Source organism: Pseudomonas sp. Wu6, from assembly GCF_019891515.1.
Classification (GTDB): domain Bacteria; phylum Pseudomonadota; class Gammaproteobacteria; order Pseudomonadales; family Pseudomonadaceae; genus Aquipseudomonas; species Aquipseudomonas orientalis_A.
Genome location: NZ_JAFLXH010000035.1, coordinates 15,134 through 32,377, shown reverse-complemented (window position 1 = coordinate 32,377; position 17,244 = coordinate 15,134). Strand labels below are relative to the sequence as shown.

The window sequence follows — 17,244 nt, the reverse complement described above, 5'->3', positions numbered from 1 at the left end:
CGAGAATATTTATGAGCTTGAATCCAAGAGACGTCGTGATTGTCGACTTCGGTCGCACGCCGATGGGCCGCTCCAAGGGCGGCATGCACCGCAACACCCGCGCCGAAGACATGTCGGCGCACCTGATCAGCAAGCTGCTGGAACGCAACGTCAAGGTTGACCCGAACGAGGTCGAAGATGTGATCTGGGGCTGCGTCAACCAGACCCTGGAGCAGGGCTGGAACATCGCGCGCATGGCGTCGTTGATGACCCAGATCCCGCACACCGCGGCCGGCCAGACCGTGAGCCGCCTGTGCGGTTCGTCGATGAGCGCGCTGCACACCGCTGCGCAAGCGATCATGACCGGCAACGGCGATGTGTTCGTGGTCGGCGGCGTGGAGCACATGGGCCACGTCAGCATGATGCACGGCGTCGACCCTAACCCGCACATGTCGCTGTACGCGGCAAAAGCCTCGGGCATGATGGGCCTTACCGCGGAAATGCTCGGCAAAATGCACGGCATCACCCGTGAAGCCCAGGACGCGTTCGGCCTGCGTTCCCACCAACTCGCCCACAAGGCGACCGTGGAAGGCAAGTTCAAGGATGAAATCATCCCGATGAACGGCTATGACGAGAACGGTTTCCTGAAACTGTTCGACTACGACGAGACCATCCGTCCGGACACCACCCTGGAAAGCCTGGCGGCGCTCAAGCCGGCTTTCAACCCAAAGGGCGGCACCGTGACAGCCGGTACGTCGTCGCAGATCACCGATGGCGCTTCGTGCATGATCGTGATGTCGGCGCAGCGTGCCCAGGACCTGGGCATCCAGCCGCTGGCGGTGATTCGCTCGATGGCCGTAGCGGGTGTGGACCCGGCTATCATGGGCTATGGTCCAGTACCGGCCACGCAAAAAGCCTTGAAGCGCGCAGGCCTGACCATCTCCGATATCGACTTCTTCGAGCTCAACGAAGCCTTCGCCGCACAGGCCCTGCCAGTGCTGAAAGATCTGAAAGTGCTCGACAAGATGAATGAGAAGGTTAACCTGCACGGCGGCGCGATTGCCCTGGGCCACCCATTCGGTTGCTCCGGTGCCCGCATCTCCGGCACATTGCTTAACGTGATGAAGCAAAATGGCGGCAACCTTGGGGTTGCAACCATGTGCATTGGTCTCGGCCAAGGCATTTCCACCGTCTTCGAACGCGTTTAATCGTTCGCTTGACGGAAGCCGGGGCCCAGTGCCCCGGTTTTTGTTTTTTGGAATTTTTAAGATTTTTTTTCAACAAATTTTGTACGAGGGCCAGAGCATGAAAGTCGAACCAGGGCTCTACCAACATTACAAGGGGCCGCAGTACCGCGTTTTCAGCGTGGCACGGCACTCCGAAACCGAAGAAGAAGTGGTGTTTTACCAAGCACTGTATGGCGAATACGGCTTTTGGGTGCGTCCCTTGAGTATGTTCCTGGAGACCGTCGAAGTTGACGGCGAGCAGGTCCCGCGCTTTGCTTTGGTCCAGACCGAACCCAGTCTTTTTTCAGGGCAATAACGGCAGGTCGCGCAGAATGCTGCGCTTGACCTCATCTTGTTGCCACTATATATAGCGTTGCCGCGACAGGCGCCAACTGCCTTTCACTTCTCGAATTCAGGAATTTTCCGATCCATGGGCAAATCGCTGGTCATTGTGGAATCCCCGGCTAAGGCCAAGACCATCAACAAGTACTTGGGCAACGAGTACGTGGTGAAGTCGAGTATCGGCCATATCCGAGACCTGCCCACCAGCGGTTCGGCTAGCGCCAGCAAGGAGCCAGCCGCCAAGCGGGGCAAGGCGGCTGCGGGCGAAGGTCCGGTGCTCACCCCTAAAGAGAAAGCGCGCAAGCAGCTGGTCTCACGCATGGGTGTTGACCCGGACCATGGCTGGAAGGCCAAGTACGAAATCCTTCCGGGCAAGGAAAAGGTCATCGAAGAGCTGCGCCGGCTCGCCAAGGATGCCGACACCATCTATCTCGCAACGGACTTGGACCGCGAAGGGGAGGCTATTGCCTGGCACCTGCGGGAAGCCATCGGCGGCGACGACAGCCGCTACAAGCGCGTGGTGTTCAACGAAATCACCAAGAAAGCCATCCAGGAAGCCTTCTCCAAGCCGGGCGAGCTGGACATTGACCGTGTCAACGCCCAACAGGCCCGGCGTTTCCTCGACCGCGTGGTGGGCTACATGGTTTCGCCGCTGCTGTGGGCGAAAATCGCCCGTGGCCTGTCGGCCGGCCGTGTGCAGTCGGTTGCGGTCAAGCTGGTGGTGGAGCGTGAGCGCGAAATTCGTGCGTTCAACCCCGAAGAATACTGGGAAGTCCACGCTGACCTCGGCACTGCCAAGGGCAACAACGTGCGCTTTGAGGTGGCCCGCGAGAACGGCGAGGCGTTCAAGCCGCTGAACGAAGCCCAGGCCATGGCTGCACTGGAGAAGCTCAAGGCCTCCAGCTACAGCATCGTCAAGCGTGAAGACAAACCGACCAGCAGCAAGCCGTCGGCGCCGTTCATCACCTCCACTCTGCAACAGGCCGCGAGCAACCGCCTGGGCTTTGGTGTGAAGAAGACCATGATGATGGCCCAGCGTCTGTACGAAGCGGGCTACATCACGTACATGCGTACCGACTCGACCAACCTGTCGCAAGACGCGGTGGCGATGGCGCGTACTTATATCGAAAGCGAATTCGGCAAGAAGTACCTGCCGGAAAAGCCCAACGTCTACAGCAGCAAGGAAGGCGCCCAGGAGGCTCACGAAGCGATTCGTCCTTCCGACGCCAACACCGAGCCGAGCAAGCTCAGCGGCATGGAGCGCGACGCTGAACGCCTCTACGAGCTGATCTGGCGCCAGTTCCTGGCCTGCCAGATGCTGCCGGCGCAATACTTGTCCACCACGGTCAGCGTGGGGGCGGGCGACTTTGAGCTGCGTGCCAAGGGCCGCATCCTCAAGTTCGACGGTTATACCCGCGTAATGCCGCAAATCGCCAAGCCAGGCGACGACGATGTACTGCCGGATATGGCGCAGGGCGATACGTTGAAGCTGATCAAGCTTGATCCGTCGCAGCACTTCACCAAGCCGCCGGCGCGCTATTCGGAAGCCAGCCTGGTCAAGGAGATGGAGAAACGCGGTATCGGTCGTCCTTCGACCTATGCGGCGATCATCTCCACGATTCAGGACCGTGGCTACGTGGCGCTGCACAACCGCCGCTTCTATTCGGAAAAGATGGGCGATATCGTCACCGAGCGTCTGTCCGAGAGCTTCTCCAACCTGATGGACTACGGCTTCACCGCCGGCATGGAAGAGAACCTCGACGACGTGGCCCAGGGCGAACGCGACTGGAAAAACGTGCTGGACGAGTTCTACGGCGACTTCAAGAAGAAACTCGAGGTGGCCGAGAGCCCCGACAGTGGCATGCGCGCCAACCAGCCGGTCATGACCGACATTCCTTGCCTCACCTGCGGTCGGCCGATGCAGATCCGTACGGCATCCACCGGCGTGTTCCTGGGGTGCTCGGGCTACAGCCTGCCGCCGAAAGAGCGCTGCAAGGCTACCGTCAACCTGGTGCCGGGCGATGAAATCGCCGCGGACGACGAGGGCGAATCCGAGTCGCTGGTACTGCGTGGCAAGCACCGTTGCCCGATCTGCAGCACGGCGATGGATGCCTATCTGCTGGATGAAAAGCACAAGCTGCACATCTGCGGTAACAACCCGGATTGCAACGGCTACGAGATCGAAGAGGGCACCTACCGCATCAAGGGCTACGAAGGTCCGAGCCTGGAGTGCGACAAGTGCGGCAGCGAGATGCAGCTCAAGACCGGGCGTTTCGGCAAGTTCTTCGGTTGCACCAACCCGACCTGCAAGAACACCCGCAAACTGCTGAAAAGCGGTGATGCGGCGCCGCCGAAGATGGACCCGGTGAAGATGCCCGAGCTCAAGTGCGAGAAGGTCAACGACACCTATATCCTGCGCGACGGTGCTTCGGGCCTGTTCCTGGCCGCCAGCCAGTTCCCGAAAAACCGCGAGACCCGTGCACCGCTGGTGCTGGAGATCGTGCCGCACAAGGACGAGATCGATCCCAAGTACCACTTCCTGTGTGAAGCGCCGAAGAAGGACCCGGATGGTCGCCCAGCCGTGATCCGCTACAGCCGCAAGACCAAGGAGCAGTACGTGCAGACCGAAGTCGACGGCAAGCCTACCGGATGGAAAGCGTTCTACGACGGTGGCAAGTGGAAGGTCGAGGACAAGCGCCAGGGCGCTTGATTGAGTGATCCTGGAAATACAAAGGCCGCCTTTATAGGCGGCCTTTTCTTGGTGTGTAGGAGCGAGCTTGCTCGCGAAGGTCGTTAACGATGACGCGAGAAATCTGATACACAGTGGTTCTCTAAAGTTTTTCGCGAGCAAGCTCGCTCCTACAAGCCAGCATCAGGCCTAATTCGTTGTGGAGATTGCCGTCATGGCCAACGAACTCTATACCCGTACCAATCAGAAAATTTACTTTGCGGGTTTGTCCCTGGAAGCCCTTGGCCGTGCCGAGGTGGGGAAGGAGATGAATGCCATTGCGCTGGTCCAGGCGGGGCGTGAAGCCGCTTTGTTTCACCTGTACGGCGCCTTGCTGGGTCTATGCCATGAAATCGCCGGGTTCTACCGTCTGCCCCAGGCAGGTTCGCCCCGTGCTGAAATGATCATGACCCGCGAAGTGTTGGAAACCATGGCTATTCCGGAATTGGCCGAGCTGTTGGAAATGGCCCAGAGTCCGGACAGTTGGCTGGCACGCCTGCTCAAGGCGCATGCCGACCTGTTCCAGCCGCCCCGCGTTCCCCATGTACCCAAGGGCGATGTGACGCAGCCATTGATCGTGGCGGTTGCATTGGAGGCAGATGAACCCAAGCCCTTGAGCCGCGAAGAGCTGGAAAGCTGGCGCCAGGAGCTTAAAAAGCTGGCATTGCGCTTTCGCGAAGGCCTGGCCGAGTGCTGAGCGGGCAAGCCTGCACGCCACAACACTGATATAATCCCGCGCTTTCGTGGAGAACAGACTTTTATGCCAACGTCCTTTCTGGAAATTGTTGAACTGCCTGACGGCCGAATCGAGCTGCGCCGGGCTGAGGACGAAGGTTCTCTGGTTACCCTGGACTTCTCCGAAGACGCAAAAGCGTTCCTGCAAGGCCAGCATGTGGAAGTGGCTAAAGCCATGTTGAGCGTTGGGGTGCAGATGGCCGGTCGCCTGGCTGAAGGCGAGCCGGAAAAGGACGACGGTCCAAGGGTTCTTCACTGAGCCCGTTGTAACCCGCTCATCCCTTATCCCAGTCGAATATTCAAACTCTGCGCATCACCTGTGTGTGCGGCACTGATCAACTGCTGCTTGGCCGTTGCGTTCAACGGGTTCAACCAGCTCACCACGGTATGGCTACGGCCCAGGCGCAAGGCTTCACACGTCAATTGTTGAGCACTTTGTGCGCCCCGTGGCTGCAGCAACAGAATCCTTTCGCGGTTGAGGCCGGCATCCCGTAGCCAGGCCTGGGTCAGGCTGGCGGGCGGTGCGATCAGGGTCAACCAGCGCGCGTCCTGCTCCTCACTGAGTTCGCGAAGGATCGGCGCCAGCAGGCTCAAGCAGCTCCCGGCAGCACCACGCAACGACAATTCACTGAATACCTCGGGTTCGCAGCTCCAGGGCGCTTCGACCGTTTCCTTGAGGATGGGCGCAAGGGGTTGAGCCATGAAGGCCTCGAACAGCGACAGTTGTGTGTGTTGTGGGGTGTGCACGAGCTGCATGATGTCTCCTTTAGCGGCGAATGACGCCGACACTCAAGCCTTCGATCACCAGGTCCTGGTCTTTGAGGTTCACTTCAATGGGCGCGAACTCCGGGTTCTCGGCCATAAGCCAGACCTTGCTGCCTTCACGCTTGAAGCGTTTGACGGTGACTTCATCGCCGATCCGGGCCACGACGATCTGGCCATTGCGGGCTTCACGGGTGGTGTGAACGGCCAGCAGGTCGCCGTCGAAAATACCCACGTCCTTCATGCTCATGCCATGCACACGTAGCAGGTAGTCGGCGCGAGGATGGAAGAAGGTCGGGTTGATGTTGCAGGATTCCTCGACGTGCTGTTGCGCCAGGATCGGCGCACCGGCGGCCACCCGACCAATGATCGGCAGTGTCGATTCGTCGGCCTTGGCTTCGAAGCCCGGGATGCGAATACCGCGTGAAGCCCCCGGGGTCATCTCGATCGCGCCTTTGCGAGCGAGGGCCTTGAGGTGTTCTTCAGCGGCGTTGGGAGACTTGAAACCCAGTTCCAGCGCAATTTCGGCGCGTGTCGGTGGATAACCGTTGTCATCAAGGCAGCGCTTGATAAAAGCCAGAATCTCAGCTTGGCGTGGCGTCAGTTTTAGCATGTTGATCGCTCTGTCTTTTTATACAGTGACTGGGATTATATACAGTGAATCGCGCTTGGCAATCATCCTTTTTTGCGGCTCCGCTGGACGGTCATTCATCAGCTGCGCCGGGAGGCGAAGACAGCGCTGCCTACAGGCGGTGGAGGATGTGATTAAATAGCGACGAAACAGGTGACTGCCCGGCCGGAAAATGGGCGCGCAGGCTTGACAAGACATACCCTGAAACGTATGTTTCAAACAAGTGTTTGTCAGGCGGAGTAGCCATGGCCCAGTCGGAAACCGTTGAACGCATTCTCGATGCTGCCGAGCAGTTGTTCGCGGAAAAAGGATTTGCTGAAACTTCATTGCGGCTGATCACCAGCAAGGCTGGGGTCAATCTCGCCGCCGTGAATTATCATTTCGGCTCAAAAAAGGCCCTGATCCAGGCGGTGTTCTCGCGCTTTCTGGGGCCGTTCTGCGCCAGTCTCGACCGTGAGCTCGAACGTCGCCAGGCCAAAGCCGACAACAAGCCCAGCCTGGAAGAACTGCTGGAAATCCTCGTTGAGCAAGCGCTGGTGGTTCAGCCACGCAGCGGCAACGACCTGTCGATCTTCATGCGTCTGCTGGGCCTGGCGTTCAGCCAGAGCCAGGGCCACTTGCGACGTTACCTGGAAGACATGTACGGCAAGGTGTTCCGTCGCTATATGTTGCTGGTCAACGAAGCGGCCCCGCGCATCCCGCCCATCGAACTGTTCTGGCGCGTGCACTTCATGCTCGGCGCCGCCGCCTTCAGCATGTCCGGGATCAAGGCATTGCGCGCGATTGCCGAGACCGATTTCGGCGTCAATACCTCCATCGAGCAGGTGATGCGCCTGATGGTGCCATTCCTCGCCGCAGGCATGCGCGCCGAAACCGGCGTGACCGATCAGGCCATGGCCGTGGCCCAATTGCGCCCGCGCAGCAAATCCACGCCGGCCCTCGCCAAGGTTTGACCGCTGCGGGTGTGCGTGGCCGCTTGCATCCGCTAAGCTAGCCGCCATGCCGATTTCAGCTCTTTACGCGCAACCCGTTGTGCTTACCGTATCTGGTAGGAATGACGGGTTGTGCGCGTTATTTAAGGAAGGTTTATGACTGCTGCCCTGCAAGGTTCTTTGATGGTCGACGTTGCCGGTACCTGGCTGACGGCCGAGGATCGCCATCTGTTGCGCCAACCTGAAGTGGGCGGCTTGATCATTTTTGCGCGCAACATCGAGCACCCGCGCCAGGTCCGCGAGTTGAGTGCGGCGATCCGTGCGGTGCGCCCGGACCTGCTGCTGGCGGTCGACCAGGAAGGCGGACGCGTGCAGCGCCTGCGCCAGGGCTTCGTGCGCCTGCCGGCCATGCGCGCGCTGGCGGATAACCCCAACGCCGAGCATCTGGCCGAACAGTGTGGCTGGGTCATGGCCACCGAAGTGCTGGCCGTGGGCCTCGACCTGAGTTTCGCCCCCGTGCTGGACCTTGATTACCAGCGCAGCGCCGTGGTCGGCACCCGCTCGTTCGAAGGCGATCCCGAGCGCGCCGCCGTGCTCGCCGGTGCCTTTATCCGTGGCATGAACAGCGCCGGCATGGCGGCCACCGGCAAGCACTTTCCCGGCCACGGCTGGGCCGAGGCCGATTCCCACGTCGCGATTCCCAATGACGAGCGCAGCCTTGAACAGATTCGCGCCAATGACCTGGTGCCGTTCGCGCGCCTGAGCAAGCAATTGGCCGCCGTGATGCCGGCGCATGTGATCTACCCGCAGGTGGACAGCCAGCCGGCCGGTTTCTCACGCCGCTGGTTGCAGGACATCCTGCGCGGCGAGTTGCAGTTCGACGGGGTGATCTTCAGTGATGACCTGTCCATGGCGGGCGCCCATGTGGTGGGCGATGCGGCGAGTCGAATCGAGGCGGCACTGACGGCGGGTTGCGACATGGGGCTGGTGTGCAATGACCGTGCGGCTGCCGAACTGGCGCTGAGCGCGGCGCAGCGGATGAAGGTCACCCCGTCGGCGCGGATTGCGCGTATGCGGGGTCAGGCGATTGCCTCGACAGACTACAAGCAGGACCCGCGTTGGTTGACAGCGCTTACCGCGTTGCGGGATGCGCAGTTGATCGACTGAAGACGGCGTCGCGCCTATCGGGGGCAAGCCCCCTCCCACACATTGAATTGTTAATACATACAAATGTGGGAGGGGGCTTGCCCCCGATGGCGATCCAACAGTCAGCGTTTTTCCTGCTTATTGGGCAACGGCGCAAACAGCGCCTCGATATCCTCATTACCCAACTGCCAGTCCCCGGTGGTCCGCCCATCCAGCACACCCGCCGCCAGGTCGGACTTCTCCTTCTGCAAGTGCTGGATTTTCTCCTCTACCGTGCCCCGGGCAATCATTTTGTACACGAACACCGGCTTCTCTTGCCCGATGCGATACGCGCGGTCGGTGGCCTGGTTTTCGGTGGCGGGGTTCCACCACGGGTCGTAGTGGATCACGGTGTCGGCTTCGGTCAGGTTCAGGCCGACGCCGCCCGCTTTGAGGCTGATCAGGAAAATCTGCAGCTTGCCGCCCTGGAAGTCCTTCACCGGTGTGCGCCGATCACGGGTCTGGCCGGTCAGCAAGGCGTAGGCGATGTCGCGTTTCTTCAGTTCGACCTCAATCAAGCTCAGCATCGAGGTGAACTGCGAGAACAGCAGAATCCGCCGCCCCTCGGCAAACAACTCCTCGAGCATCTGCATCAGGCTGTCGAGCTTGCCCGAGCTGCTGCCACGGGCGGGCAGGGTGGCGTCGTTGACCAGGCGCAAATCGCAGCACACCTGGCGCAGTTTAAGCAGTGCCTCAAGGATGATGATCTGGCTGCGGGCCACGCCCTTGCGGGTAATCTCATCGCGGACTTTTTTATCCATGGCCAGGCGCATGGTTTCGTACACGTCGCGCTGTGCTTCATTAAGATCGACCCAGTGGATGATCTCGGTCTTGGGCGGCAGTTCCGTCGCCACCTGCTCCTTGGTGCGGCGCAGCAGGAACGGCTTGATCCGACCGTTGAGGTGCTGCAGTCGCACTTCACTGGCGCGTTTTTCAATCGGTACGCGGTAATCGCGGTTGAAGCTTTTCACGTCGCCCAGCCAGCCCGGCAGCAGGAAGTGGAACAGCGACCACAGTTCGCCCAGGTGGTTTTCCAGCGGCGTACCGCTCAGGCACAGGCGCTGCCGTGCATTGAGCTCACGGGCCGCTTGAGCCGCCTTGCTGGTGGGATTCTTGATGTATTGGGCTTCATCGAGAATGAGCACGTGCAAGGGCAGGGCGGCGAGTTGTTCAATGTCCTTGGGCAGGAGGGCGTAGGTGGTCAGCAGCAGGTCGTAGTCCCGCAGGTTGGCGAAATGTTTCTTGCGCCCGGCACCGTACAGCGCCTGCACCCTCAGTTGCGGGGTGAAATGCGCCGCCTCATCGAGCCAGTTGGGGATCAGGCTGGTGGGCATCACCACCATGCACGGCCTGTCCAGGCGCCCGGCGGCTTTCTCCGTAAGAATATGCGCAAGGGTCTGCAAGGTTTTACCCAGGCCCATGTCATCCGCAAGAATTCCACCCACCTCCAATTGGCGCAGCGACTGCATCCAGCTCAGGCCCTCCAACTGGTAAGGGCGCAAGGTTGCGTTCAAGCCTTCCGGCGCCACGCAGGTGAAATCCTTGATGTCGCGCAGACGCTGGGCAAAGTTGCGGATCTTCTCGCCGCCTTCCCATTGCAGAGGCAGGTCTTCCAGCGGGTTCAGGCGGATCGCGTCGGCCTTGGCCAGGCGCAACGTGGTGGTGCCGGCTTCCTGCAAGTAGAACTCGCCGAGGGTCGCCAATACCGGTTTCAAACGCCCATAAGGCAGCGCCACCTGCAGCGGACCGTGGCCGTTGGGCAGGCCGGGAATATTCACCAGGATGAGTTCATCATCGCGACGTCGGGCGAGTTTTTCCGGATTGAGAATTTCGGTGTGGGAGCGCATCAAGTTGAGCAGGATCGGCAGCAGGCTCAGCCGTTCGCCGTTGACGATAATCCCCAGCTCCAGGTCGAACCAGTCACGCTCGGGGGCTTCATCGACGCTGGCGTACCAGTCGTCCACGGGGCTCAGGTCAAAACCGAAGTCTTCATCGATCTGCAGCTCCCAGCCCTCGGCCCGCAGCGCGGGGGATGCGTTGAGGGTGAAATTCAACCAGGCGCTGTCATTGACCATCTCGAACAGTTCGCCGGCACTCTCCGGCAGGGCCTTGCTCTGGCGCGTGGCGATCTTGAAGCCGAGCAGGCGCAGTTGCTCGCGATACGGTTGTTCCAGCTCCGGATGGCGCTTGATGCGCAGGCTCTGGGTTTCCTGACGCACGATGATGTCGGCGTTCTTTTGCCCGCTGACGTAATTGCCCAGGTAGTTGAACGACAGCGCCGCGCGATGCTGGATGTAACGCTGCATCTTGCCATTGCGCGGTTCGAACGCGCTGAACTCCACGCTGGCCAGCCACAGGCGCGGCACGGGGCGCACGTCTTCCATGACCACCTGCGGCAGCACCACGCGATTGTCCAGTACCGCCTGGAGTTTGCCCAGCAGCTCGGCATCCTGGGCCGCCGCCGGGTAGGCCAGGGTTTCCTGGACCTTGAGCAGCACCGCCGCGATGTGTTTGCAATTGGTGTGCACCGGGCAGGTACAGCGGCTGTCCACCAGGATCAGCATGCCCTTGGCCGATTCGCGCAACGAGATGGTTTGCCGGTACACGTTGCCGCCCGAACCCTCGCAACTGGCGGTGATGGTGCTGTCGCCGGACTCGACGATGCGCACCCGATTCTCCAGCGCATAACGGCGCCCGCGCTCCAGGCTTTGCTCCTTGAAGCGATTGGCCCATGACGGGGCCAGGGGTTTGGTCAGCGATGACGTCAGGGGCATGGCGCTGTATCAGTCCTGCAGGTCGGGCGGTGGTGCGCTGGGGGGCTTGGCGGTCAGCGAGGTGATCTTGATCAGCAGCGCCAGGTGGCCGCCATCCAGGTAATTGAGCTGGTTGTTCTTGGTGCGCACCTCTTTCTGGCTCAAGTGTTCGCTGGCGATCACGCTGCCGTTGGCGTCGAACTGGTTGATCCAGAAGTAGGCATCGATGTCGGTGAAACGTCCCAGTTGCAGGTTCAGTACGCCTTGAATCGGGAATTGGCCGAATTGCTCCTGGCCGTCGGTGATGGCGATCCGCACCGGCTGCTCGCCCAGGTTCTGTTCCCAGGCTTTGTGCGCGAGCACGGTGTAGTTGGAATCGGCGCGCAGCTTGTCGACGATGTTACCCAGGCGCGGCGGGCTCATGCGCTCGCCCAGGCGCGGTGCACCGCCATCCCAGTTTTCCGGGGCGGCGCGGCTGTTGATCACCGGCTCCGCATTCTGGCGCACCAGGATCATTTCCACCTGGTAGGGGCTGTCGGCAAAGGCTGAAGGCGCGAGTACCACCAACAACAGGCTCAGAATGCGGAACACGCGCATGGAGGCGTCCTTCAAGCAGATTTCGGAATGAGGCGCTCAAACAGCGCCTCCAGGGTATTGAAGCGTTCTTCGGCGCGTTCCATCGGCACCATGAACTTGAACAGCGTAGCCCCTTCGAACTTGTAGCGGTTGGGCTGGCCCTGGATCAGCTTGATCAGCACCAACGGGTCCACCGGCGTCTGGGCTTCGAATTCGATACGCCCGCCCTGCGGCCCGGCGTCGACCTTCTTGATGCCCAACTGCTCGGCCTGCAACTTGAGCAGGGTCAGGCGCACCAGGTTCTTGGTCGGCTCCGGCAACAGGCCGAAGCGGTCGATCATTTCCACCTGCAGGTCCTTGAGGCCTTCTTCGTCGGTGGCCGAGGCGATGCGCTTGTACAGGATCAGCCGCGCATGCACATCCGGCAGGTAGTCTTCGGGAATCAGTGCCGGCAGGCGCAGGTTGATTTCCGGGCCACCGCCCAGCGGTTGATCGAGGTTCGGTTGCTCGCCCTTGCGAATGGCTTTCACCGCGCGCTCCAGCATCTCCATGTACAGCGTGAAACCCACCGCCTGGATCTGCCCGCTCTGGCCGTCGCCGAGCAGTTCGCCGGCGCCACGGATTTCCAGGTCGTTGGTGGCCAGCACAAAACCGGCGCCCAGGTCCTGGGTGTTGGCGATGGCTTCCAGGCGTTTTTCCGCATCGCTGGTAATTTGCTGGCGCGGCGGCGTCAGCAGGTAGGCATAGGCCTGGTGGTGGCTGCGCCCGACGCGGCCGCGCAGTTGGTGCAACTGGGCCAGGCCGAACTTGTCGGCGCGCTCGATGATGATGGTGTTGGCGCTCGGTACGTCGATACCGGTCTCGATGATGGTCGAGGCGATCAGCACGTTGAAGCGCTTGTGGTAGAAGTCGCTCATCACCTGTTCGAGTTCGCGCTCGCGCATCTGCCCGTGGCCGATGGCGATGCGGGCTTCCGGCACCAGTTCGGCGAGGTCGGCGGCGCACTTCTCGATGGTCTTCACGTCATTGTGCAGGTAATACACCTGGCCACCGCGCAGCAATTCGCGCAGCAACGCTTCCTTGACCGTGCTTTTGTTCTGCTCCATCACGAAGGTGCGCACCGACAGGCGGCGCGCCGGCGGCGTGGCGATGATCGAGAGGTCGCGCATGCCCGACACGGCCATGTTCAGCGTGCGTGGGATAGGCGTTGCCGTGAGCGTAAGAATGTCGACTTCGCTGCGCAAGGCCTTGAGTTGCTCCTTCTGGCGCACACCAAAGCGGTGTTCTTCGTCGATGATCACCAGGCCCAGGTTTTTGATCTTCACATCGTCCGACAGCAGCTTGTGCGTGCCGATCACGATATCGATCTTGCCTTCGGCCAGGTCGGCAATCGCGGCATTGACTTCCTTGGCCGATTTGAAGCGGCTCATCACTTCCACCGTCACCGGCCAGTCGGCAAAGCGGTCGCGGAAGCTGTTGTAGTGCTGCTGGGCGAGCAGGGTGGTCGGCACCAGGATCGCCACCTGCCTGCCGCCATGCACCGCAATAAAGGCGGCGCGCATGGCCACTTCGGTCTTGCCGAAGCCCACATCGCCGCACACCAGGCGGTCCATCGGCTTGGGCGCGAGCATGTCGGCGCGCACGGCTTCGATGGTGGTTTGCTGGTCCGGGGTTTCTTCGAAGGCGAAGCCGGCGCTGAAGGTGGCGTAGTCGGCTTTCGGGTCGGCGAACGCATACCCTTCGCGGGCGGCGCGGCGGGCGTAGATGTCGAGCAATTCGGCGGCCACGTCGCGCACCTGTTCGGCGGCCTTGCGCTTGGCTTTCTGCCAGGTCTCGGAGCCCAGGCGATGCAAGGGCGCCAGCGCGTCGTCGCTGCCGGTGTAGCGCGCGATCAAGTGCAGGCTGGCCACCGGCACGTAGAGCTTGGCGCCTTCGGCGTACTCCATGGTGAGGAATTCGGCGGCCTGGTTGTCGATTTCCAGGGTCTGCAAACCGAGGTAGCGGCCGACGCCGTGGTCGATGTGCACCACCGGCGCGCCTTCGCGCAGCTCGGTGAGGTTCTTGATCACCGCATCGTTATTGGCGTCGGCGCGTTTTTCGCGACGGCGACGCTGCATCACGCGCTGGCCGAACAAAGGGCTTTCGGCGATCAGGGCCAGGGCCGGGTCATCCAGCAGCAGCCCTTCGTCCAGCGGCGCGATGGTGATTGCCAGGCGCTCGTTGCTTTTTACAAAATCCGGCCAGCTGTCGACGGTTTTCGGGCGCAGCTTCAGGCGCTCCAGCAACTCCAGCAGCACTTCGCGACGCCCGGCGGATTCGGCGGTAAACAGCACGCGGCCGGGGAAGTCGCCGAGGAAGTTGGACAGCGCCTCCAGCGGCTGTGTGGCTTTGGCCTGAATCGCCAAATCCGGCAGCGCCGCTGCGGGGAAGCGCTCGCGGCCGCTGCCGGCGTCCACATCCTGCTGGCTGGCGACCACGCGCGGCCAGTTTTTCAGGCGCGCGAAGCAGTCTTCCACCGGCAGGAACAGCTCGGCGGGGGGCAATAAAGGTCGGGATGGGTCGACGCGGCGCTCTTCATAGCGGTTGCGCACGTCGTTCCAGAAATTTTCCGCCGCCTGCTCGATGCCCGGCAGCGAGAACACCTGGGTGTCCTGGGGCAGGTAATCGAAGAGCGTGGAGGTTTCGTCGAAGAACAGCGGCAGGTAGTACTCGATACCGGCCGGCGTAATCCCGCTGCTCAAGTCCTGGAAGATCGGGCAACGGCGGAAGTCCACATCGAAGCGCTCGCGAAAGCGCGCCTTGAAGCGCGTGACCGCGTCTTTTTGCAGGGGAAATTCCCGCGCCGGCAGCAGCTTGATCGACTCGACCTTATCGATGGAACGCTGGTTTTCCGGGTCGAAGGTGCGCAGCGTTTCGATTTCGTCATCGAACAGGTCGATGCGATACGGCAACTTGCTGCCCATCGGGAACAGATCAATCAGTGCACCGCGCACCGCGAATTCACCGTGCTCGTACACCGTGTCGACGCAACGGTAGCCGCTGGCCTCCAGGCGCGTGCGCATCTGCTCCACATCAAGCTTCTGGCCGATGTCCAGCACCAGGCTGCTGCCGAGCAGGAACTTGGTCGGCGCCAGGCGATGCAATGCCGTGGTAATCGGCACCACCAGCACGCCGTGGGCCAGTTCCGGCAGGCGGTACAGGCTGGCGATGCGCTGGGAAATAATGTCCTGGTGCGGCGAGAACAGGTCGTAGGGCAGAGTTTCCCAGTCGGGAAAGTGCAGCACCGGCAAATCGGGGGCGAAGAAGCTCAGCTCCTGCTCCAACCGTTCGGCGCTTTGGCTGTCGGCGGTCAGCAGCAGGGTAAAGCGCTTGGCTGCGCTGGCAGCCTCGGCAATGGCCAGGCTCAGGGCGGCACCGGGCAGGTTGCCCCAGTGCTGTTTACCTGCCGCGGCAGGGAGTAGCGGTAGACGCAGAACGGGCACGGAAGGTTGAGCTCCAAGCGTTGCGACAAAGTCGGTAATTGTAACGGCCAGAGGTGCCGCCTGTCAGTTGCTGACTGTGCCTATTACGGTTTGTTGGAAATGTAGTGGCTAAGACAAACAATCGTGGGTTTTGACTCAATATGTAGTGCCAAAATGCGCGAATGTTTAGGAGGGTTACGGACAAGTCGGCCTGCTCGTCAAATGGGTGGCCTTCTGGAACCCGCGTATTTCCTGGGCTGTAGCGCGGTGGTATTTTTTTGCAAGGGGTTTTTGTTGCCTGTAGCGCATTGCTCAACGGTCAGTCGGGCGACATAATGTAGCCCCTTTTTTCAGCCCCTACATGTGGAAGGTTCCCGTGACTCAGAAGCCCGACCAGTGTCTTGGTGAATGGATCGACCGTGAAGCACTCGCTGAAGCGATGATTCCGCTTATCGGTCAGCTGTACCGCAATAACAATGTGGTGAGCTCGATCTATGGCCGCAGCCTGATCAACCAGTCCGTCATCGCGATTCTCAAGGCGCACCGCTTTGCGCGCCACCGTTCTGCCGACGACAGCGAACTCTCCGTCCACGAAACATTCCCACTGCTCAAGGCCATGAGCGAGCTCAAGCTCGGCGCGGCTTCGGTCGACCTGGGCAAGCTGGCCTACAAATTCCGCAAGGAAGGCGCAGGTCGCACTGCCGAGCAGTTCGTGCGTGAAGAAATGGCCGAGGTGATCGGCCAGCAAAGCGCCGCTGCCCGCAAAGGCACCGACGTGGTGCTCTACGGCTTCGGCCGTATCGGCCGCCTGCTGGCGCGCATCCTCATCGAAAAAACCGGCGGCGGCGACGGCCTGCGCCTGCGGGCCATCGTGGTGCGCAAAGGCGCCGAGAACGACTTGACCAAGCGCGCAAGTTTGTTGCGCCGCGACTCGGTACACGGTCCGTTCAACGGCACCATCGTTATCGACGAAGCAAACAACACCATCACCGCCAACGGTAACCTGATCCAGGTGATCTACGCGAAGAACCCGTCCGAGGTGGATTACACCCAGTACGGCATCAAGGACGCGCTGCTGGTGGATAACACCGGCGTATGGCGTGATGCCGAAGGCCTGGGCCAGCACCTGGCCTGCCCGGGTGTCGACCGCGTTGTCCTGACTGCGCCTGGCAAGGGCAAGCTCAAGAACATCGTGCACGGCATCAACCATGCCGAAATCACCGCTGACGACAAGATCGTGTCCGCCGCTTCCTGCACCACCAACGCCATCGTGCCGGTGCTCAAGGCTGTGAATGACAAGTTCGGCATCGTCAACGGCCACGTCGAAACCGTTCACTCGTACACCAACGACCAGAACCTGATCGATAACTTCCACAAGGGCGACCGCCGTGGCCGCAGCGCCGCGCTGAACATGGTGATCACCGAGACCGGTGCCGCCACCGCTGCCGCCAAGGCCCTGCCTGAGCTGGCCGGCAAGCTGACCGGTAACGCGATCCGTGTACCGACGCCGAACGTGTCGATGGCCATTCTCAACCTGAACCTTGAGAAAGCCGCCACCCGTGAAGAGATGAACGAGTACCTGCGCTACATGGCGCTGCACTCCGATCTGCACAAGCAGATCGACTTCGTCAATTCCCAGGAAGTGGTATCCACCGACTTCGTCGGCTCGCGCCATGCCGGTGTGGTGGACGCTGAAGCGACCATCAGCCAGGACAACCGCGTTGTGCTGTACGTGTGGTACGACAACGAGTTCGGCTACAGCTGCCAGGTGGTTCGCGTGATGGAAGACATGGCTGGGGTCAACCCGCCGGCGTTTCCGCGCTAAGCCTGAGTGTTGAATGAAAAGGCCCCGACTGGTTCGGGGCTTTTTTGTGCCTGGGAGGGCCTCATCGGGGGCAAGCCCCCTCCCACATTGGTATGTGTTCGCAAATCAA

At 61.2% G+C, this 17,244-nt stretch carries 13 protein-coding genes; 8 read left to right on the top strand and 5 right to left on the bottom strand.

Translation table 11 applies throughout. From position 1 onward, the window contains the following. The first annotated feature begins 11 nt into the window (after window positions 1–11). From fadA to J1G34_RS21330, 5 genes are all read left to right on the top strand, one after another. Window positions 12–1,187 carry an acetyl-CoA C-acyltransferase FadA gene (gene fadA, locus J1G34_RS21350; RefSeq protein WP_024074080.1) on the top strand — a complete coding sequence of 392 codons (1,176 nt, stop codon included), beginning with the start codon at window positions 12–14 and terminating at the stop codon, window positions 1,185–1,187. A gap of 97 nt (window positions 1,188–1,284) precedes the next feature. Next, on the top strand, window positions 1,285–1,521 hold the full coding sequence (locus J1G34_RS21345; RefSeq protein WP_222994597.1) for a DUF1653 domain-containing protein: 237 nt from the start codon (window positions 1,285–1,287) through the stop codon (window positions 1,519–1,521). 114 nt (window positions 1,522–1,635) lie between these two features. Further along, window positions 1,636–4,257, top strand: coding sequence for a type I DNA topoisomerase (gene topA, locus J1G34_RS21340; protein ID WP_065935589.1), 2,622 nt, complete (start codon window positions 1,636–1,638; stop codon window positions 4,255–4,257). 193 nt (window positions 4,258–4,450) lie between these two features. Next, the gene (locus J1G34_RS21335; RefSeq protein ID WP_222994596.1) at window positions 4,451–4,972 is read left to right on the top strand and encodes a DUF6586 family protein; all 522 of its coding nucleotides are present in this window, start codon (window positions 4,451–4,453) and stop codon (window positions 4,970–4,972) included. A gap of 63 nt (window positions 4,973–5,035) precedes the next feature. Continuing rightward, entirely contained in the window at window positions 5,036–5,269 is a 234-nt protein-coding gene (locus tag J1G34_RS21330; RefSeq protein ID WP_026136850.1) for a hypothetical protein, read from the top strand. Between the two features lie 23 nt (window positions 5,270–5,292). Here J1G34_RS21330 and sulA read toward each other — a convergent pair whose 3' ends face one another. Both sulA and lexA read right to left on the bottom strand, forming a co-directional pair. Continuing rightward, window positions 5,293–5,766, bottom strand: coding sequence for an SOS-induced cell division inhibitor SulA (gene sulA, locus J1G34_RS21325; RefSeq protein ID WP_065886339.1), 474 nt, complete (start codon window positions 5,764–5,766; stop codon window positions 5,293–5,295). A gap of 10 nt (window positions 5,767–5,776) precedes the next feature. After that, on the bottom strand, window positions 5,777–6,385 hold the full coding sequence (lexA, locus tag J1G34_RS21320) for a transcriptional repressor LexA (protein WP_017137423.1): 609 nt from the start codon (window positions 6,383–6,385) through the stop codon (window positions 5,777–5,779). Window positions 6,386–6,648: 263 nt separating this feature from the next. Here lexA and J1G34_RS21315 point away from each other — a divergent pair, with 263 nt between their 5' ends. Both J1G34_RS21315 and nagZ read left to right on the top strand, forming a co-directional pair. Next, the gene (locus tag J1G34_RS21315) at window positions 6,649–7,356 is read left to right on the top strand and encodes a TetR/AcrR family transcriptional regulator (RefSeq protein ID WP_065886340.1); all 708 of its coding nucleotides are present in this window, start codon (window positions 6,649–6,651) and stop codon (window positions 7,354–7,356) included. Between the two features lie 135 nt (window positions 7,357–7,491). Then, a complete protein-coding gene (gene nagZ / locus J1G34_RS21310) occupies window positions 7,492–8,502 on the top strand; it encodes a beta-N-acetylhexosaminidase (protein ID WP_065893532.1) in 1,011 nt (336 codons plus the stop codon). A 101-nt stretch (window positions 8,503–8,603) separates the two neighbouring features. Here nagZ and J1G34_RS21305 read toward each other — a convergent pair whose 3' ends face one another. Genes J1G34_RS21305 through mfd form a run of 3 tightly spaced genes read right to left on the bottom strand, consistent with a single transcriptional unit; the run spans window position 8,604 to window position 15,331 of the window. Beyond that, window positions 8,604–11,294: a DEAD/DEAH box helicase gene (locus tag J1G34_RS21305; RefSeq protein ID WP_222994595.1), complete on the bottom strand. Its 2,691-nt coding sequence runs from the start codon at window positions 11,292–11,294 to the stop codon at window positions 8,604–8,606. 9 nt (window positions 11,295–11,303) lie between these two features. After that, window positions 11,304–11,870 (bottom strand): CsiV family protein, encoded by a 567-nt coding sequence (locus tag J1G34_RS21300; protein WP_065893534.1) that lies wholly within the window; start codon window positions 11,868–11,870, stop codon window positions 11,304–11,306. A gap of 11 nt (window positions 11,871–11,881) precedes the next feature. After that, window positions 11,882–15,331, bottom strand: a complete 3,450-nt coding sequence (gene mfd / locus J1G34_RS21295) for a transcription-repair coupling factor (protein ID WP_065893535.1) — start codon at window positions 15,329–15,331, stop codon at window positions 11,882–11,884. A 340-nt stretch (window positions 15,332–15,671) separates the two neighbouring features. Between mfd and J1G34_RS21290 the strand changes: the two genes are divergently transcribed. Further along, entirely contained in the window at window positions 15,672–17,135 is a 1,464-nt protein-coding gene (locus J1G34_RS21290) for a glyceraldehyde-3-phosphate dehydrogenase (protein ID WP_065893536.1), read from the top strand. The last annotated feature ends 109 nt before the right edge of the window (window positions 17,136–17,244 follow it).

Excerpts from the sequence above, each read along its gene's own strand:
- topA (WP_065935589.1), top strand. The coding sequence starts at position 1,636 with ATGGGCAAATCGCTGGTCATTGTGGAATCCCCGGCTAAGGCCAAGACC.
- J1G34_RS21290 (WP_065893536.1), top strand. The coding sequence starts at position 15,672 with ATGTGGAAGGTTCCCGTGACTCAGAAGCCCGACCAGTGTCTTGGTGAA.
- sulA (WP_065886339.1), bottom strand. The coding sequence starts at position 5,766 with ATGCAGCTCGTGCACACCCCACAACACACACAACTGTCGCTGTTCGAG.
- fadA (WP_024074080.1), top strand. The coding sequence starts at position 12 with ATGAGCTTGAATCCAAGAGACGTCGTGATTGTCGACTTCGGTCGCACG.
- lexA (WP_017137423.1), bottom strand. The coding sequence starts at position 6,385 with ATGCTAAAACTGACGCCACGCCAAGCTGAGATTCTGGCTTTTATCAAG.
- J1G34_RS21345 (WP_222994597.1), top strand. The coding sequence starts at position 1,285 with ATGAAAGTCGAACCAGGGCTCTACCAACATTACAAGGGGCCGCAGTAC.
- J1G34_RS21300 (WP_065893534.1), bottom strand. The coding sequence starts at position 11,870 with ATGCGCGTGTTCCGCATTCTGAGCCTGTTGTTGGTGGTACTCGCGCCT.
- J1G34_RS21305 (WP_222994595.1), bottom strand. The coding sequence starts at position 11,294 with ATGCCCCTGACGTCATCGCTGACCAAACCCCTGGCCCCGTCATGGGCC.
- nagZ (WP_065893532.1), top strand. The coding sequence starts at position 7,492 with ATGACTGCTGCCCTGCAAGGTTCTTTGATGGTCGACGTTGCCGGTACC.
- J1G34_RS21335 (WP_222994596.1), top strand. The coding sequence starts at position 4,451 with ATGGCCAACGAACTCTATACCCGTACCAATCAGAAAATTTACTTTGCG.
- J1G34_RS21330 (WP_026136850.1), top strand. The coding sequence starts at position 5,036 with ATGCCAACGTCCTTTCTGGAAATTGTTGAACTGCCTGACGGCCGAATC.
- J1G34_RS21315 (WP_065886340.1), top strand. The coding sequence starts at position 6,649 with ATGGCCCAGTCGGAAACCGTTGAACGCATTCTCGATGCTGCCGAGCAG.